Origin of the sequence: Pseudonocardia lacus, assembly GCF_018531445.1 — a bacterium.
GTDB lineage: Bacteria > Actinomycetota > Actinomycetes > Mycobacteriales > Pseudonocardiaceae > Pseudonocardia > Pseudonocardia lacus.
Genome location: NZ_JAHDTH010000408.1, coordinates 1 through 2639 on the forward strand (window position 1 = coordinate 1; position 2639 = coordinate 2639).

Sequence of the window (2639 nt, forward strand, 5' to 3'; positions counted from 1 at the left end):
AGCGCCCGCCGCGAGGCCAGGTGGACCGCCGCATGGGCACCAGCGGCCAACGCCGCCCCGCCCAGCGCCCGCACGGCCCCGTCGGCGCCGAGCGGCAGCGCGCACAGCAGGGCCACCGGCAGCGCCGGGAGGGTGAGCGCGTCGGGGATGCGGCGGTGGCGCAGGTCGACCGCGGCCACCGCGGCACCGAGCCAGCCCAGCCCGAGCAGCACCGGCACCCGGGCCGCCGGGAGCGCTCCGCCCGCCCAACCCAGGCAGACGGCACCCCACGACACGGCCACCACCGCCTCGCACCAGGGCCGGCGCAGCACCACCCCGCGCCGGAGCCGGGCGAGCAGCCGGCGGGCGAGCCACCCCGCCGACCAGCCGGCAGCCGCGCCGACAACCACCGCGCCGACAACCACCGCGTTCCCGATCATCGCGTTTCCCACCACAGCCCGCTCCCCCGCTCCCGGCGCCCGTGCCGGGCGCGACGGCCGGCACGCGGCCCTCGCGTCGATGGTGGGCGGGGTCGCCCACCCCGACCAGGGGCTCCTGCCCGAGCTGTGGACAACCCGCCGCTTGGGGAGCACCGGCCGCCCGCGGCGGTCGAGGAGCGGGCACTGTCGGTGTGCTGTGCTACGGGACCAACTCGCCGTTGATCGCGCTACCGTTGGTCCGATCGGTGTAACGCTGGGACGCGATGCGTCCACTACGTTCCGTGACGTGATCACCGCAGTGCACGCACTGGTCCACGCCGAGGACGCCGACGCCGCCCGCACGTTCTTCCGCGACGTGCTGGGCTTCCCGGCGGTCGACGCCGGCGGCGGTTGGCTCATCTTCGGGACCGGGCCGTCGGAGCTGGCCGCGCACCCGGCCGGTCCCCCGGCCCCGGGCGCGCCCGCCCGGCACGAGGTGACGCTGATGTGCGACGACGTCGAGCGCACCGTCGCCGAGCTCACCACGCGGGGCGCGCGCTTCACCCGTCCCGTCCGCGACGACGGGTGGGGGCTGACGATCTCGATGGAGGTGCCCGGGGCCGGCGAGATGACGCTGTACGAGCCCCGCCACCCCGTCGCCTACGACGGCTGAGGCCCCGCTGGGCGCGGCGGGGTCTGCCGGTCGAGCTGCGCACCCACCGCCCCCGGTTCCCCCACGGCGATCAGCAGCCGGCCCGGCCCGGCCAGCTCGGTCCAGGCCCAGCGCACCCCCGGGGCCTCGCCCGCCGGGTGCTGCGGTGCCGGTGCCACCGCGGCGTACCCGGCCAGCAGGAGCGTGCCCACCGCCCGGGAGCCCGCGGTGCCGCCGGGCCCGCGCAGCACGTCGTCGGCACCGTCCAGTTCCGTGGTGTGCGCGAGCAGCGCTTCGCCCCCGACCTCGACCACCAGTTCGCCGCGGTGCCGCCCGCCGCGCTGGCCGTGCCGCCCGAGCACCACCTGCTCGCGGAGCACTGCTCCGGCGTCCGCGGCCAGCCGCACCCGCAGCCGCGAGCACATGGCCGCGCCGTCGCACACGACGGTCGGCTCCGGCGCCCAGTCCAGCCATCCGCCCCCACCGACCTCGGCCGCCACCCGCCAGTGGGCCGGGGCCGTCGCGGCGGCGCCCGCGGGCTGGACGAGGGTGACCGCCGCGCTGCGCACGCACAGCGACGCGCCCGCCAGCACCTCGACGTCGAGCGAGAAGTCGTCGCCGCCGAGCGGGCCGCCCGCCCCGTGCACCAGGTGCACCCGGTCGGCGCCGGTGGCCCGCACGACCACCGGCCAGGCCTGCGACCAGCTCAGCCGCTGCCGGCCGGGGGCGGGTCCGACGCGCAGCGCCGCGGCGGCGGTGAGGGCGGTGCGGCCGGGGGCGCTCATCCGCGGCGCGCGGCGACCAGGCCGGTGATCCAGTCGGCGACGGGCCCGGCGTCGGGCTGCTCGCGCAGGGACACGAACACCGTGGGCCGCTCGCCCCGGACCGCGGCGGCGTCGCGGCGCATGACCTCCAGGTCGGCGCCGACCAGCTCGGCCAGGTCGATCTTGTTGATCACCAGCAGGTCCGAGCGGGTGACCCCCGGGCCGCCCTTGCGCGGCACCTTGTCGCCGCCCGCCACGTCGAGCACGAAGATCTGCGCGTGCACCAGGCCGTAGCTGAAGGTGGCGGTCAGGTTGTCCCCGCCGCTCTCCACCAGCACCAGGTCCGGGTCGTGCCGGGTGACCAGCTCGTCGACGGCGTCGAGGTTGGCGGTGATGTCGTCGCGGATCGCCGTGTGCGGGCAGCAGCCGGTCCGCACCGCGCGGATCCGCTCGTCGGGCAGCACGCCGTGGCGGCGCAGGAAGTCGGCGTCCTCGGTGGTGTAGATGTCGTTGGTCACGACGGCGATCGACATCCGGTCGCGCAGCGCCCGGCACAGCGCGGCCACCAGCGCGGTCTTGCCGCCGCCGACGGGGCCGCCGATGCCGACGCGCAACGGGCCGGCGGGGCCGGCCGGCAGCGGGCTGTGGACGTGGGCGGTGAGCAGGTCGTCACGGTGCTTACGACGCAAAGAGGGTCGCCTCCGTTCGGTGGTGCAGTTCGGCCAGCACGTCGGCCAGCGGGTTGCCGTCGGTGGGCAGCAGGGTGGGGTCGCCGGCCGCGACGGCGGCCGCCGCGGTGCGGGCGGCGTGGGCGACGACGGGTCC

Annotated in this window: 4 protein-coding genes; 1 reads left to right on the forward strand and 3 read right to left on the reverse strand. The window is 77.6% G+C overall.

Going from position 1 to position 2639, the window contains the following annotated elements:
* Positions 1-419 (reverse strand): prepilin peptidase (locus KIK08_RS38530; RefSeq protein WP_214408250.1); only part of this gene is annotated, 419 nt, incomplete at its 3' end.
* Between the two features lie 286 nt (positions 420-705).
* Between KIK08_RS38530 and KIK08_RS40765 the strand changes: the two genes are divergently transcribed.
* Positions 706-1071, forward strand: a complete 366-nt coding sequence (locus KIK08_RS40765) for a VOC family protein (RefSeq protein WP_308258165.1) — start codon at positions 706-708, stop codon at positions 1069-1071.
* Here KIK08_RS40765 and KIK08_RS38540 read toward each other — a convergent pair.
* Together KIK08_RS38540 and ureG are read right to left on the reverse strand one after the other, a co-directional pair.
* The gene (locus tag KIK08_RS38540) at positions 1059-1835 is read right to left on the reverse strand and encodes an urease accessory protein UreD (protein ID WP_214408252.1); all 777 of its coding nucleotides are present in this window, start codon (positions 1833-1835) and stop codon (positions 1059-1061) included. The two genes, KIK08_RS40765 and KIK08_RS38540, sit on opposite strands and share 13 nt — an antisense overlap.
* On the reverse strand, positions 1832-2479 hold the full coding sequence (gene ureG / locus KIK08_RS38545) for an urease accessory protein UreG (protein ID WP_250558654.1): 648 nt from the start codon (positions 2477-2479) through the stop codon (positions 1832-1834). The genes KIK08_RS38540 and ureG overlap by 4 nt, the downstream gene beginning before the upstream one ends.
* Between the last annotated feature and the right edge of the window lie 160 nt (positions 2480-2639).

Coding starts and splice junctions, on each gene's coding strand:
- KIK08_RS38540 (WP_214408252.1), bottom strand. CDS start 1,835: ATGAGCGCCCCCGGCCGCACCGCCCTCACCGCCGCCGCGGCGCTGCGC.